A 719-nucleotide genomic window follows, 5' to 3' on the forward strand; every position below is an offset into this window, starting at 1 on the left:
ATTGGGAATGCCCGGTCTACTGTTGCTTTTGATACAGTACGTCGTTACTTTGAATACCGCGGTTTTGATGTGAAATATGTCTCTAACTTTACGGATGTGGATGATAAGATTATTAACCGCGCTAATGAAGAAGGGTTAACGCCTGAACAAATTGCGGATAAGTATATTGAAGCATTCTATGAAGATACCGATGCTTTAAATGTTAAACGTGCTACTAAAAATCCACGTGTTGTGGAGAATATGGATGATATCATTCAGTTTGTGGCTGATTTAGTTGATAAAGACTTTGCATATGTAGTGGACGGTGATGTGTACTATAGAACGCGTAAATTTGAGAAATACGGTCAGTTATCTGATCAAAATATTGATGATTTACGGGCGGGGGCATCTGAACGTCTAGAGGCAGACAGCCAATCGAAGAAAGAAGATGTTGTAGACTTTGCCTTATGGAAGTCAGCTAAACCTGGTGAAATTTCTTGGACTTCTCCTTGGGGTGAAGGTCGCCCTGGTTGGCATATTGAATGTTCTGTGATGGCAACGAAACTGTTAGGCGATACTTTAGATATCCATGCAGGTGGTCATGACTTAACTTTCCCTCACCATGAGAATGAGATTGCTCAATCCGAAGCACATACAGGTCATACCTTTGCCAATTACTGGATGCATAATGGTTTTGTAACAATGGGTGATGACGATGAAAAAATGTCTAAATCTTTAGG

At 40.2% G+C, this 719-nt stretch carries 1 protein-coding gene; it reads left to right on the forward strand.

The annotated features are described in order from the left end of the window. A partial coding sequence (cysS, locus tag ACRCJ0_RS17520; RefSeq protein ID WP_431391431.1) for a cysteine--tRNA ligase occupies positions 1-719 on the forward strand: 719 nt, incomplete at both ends.

Source organism: Aerococcus sp. L_32, from assembly GCF_050689315.1.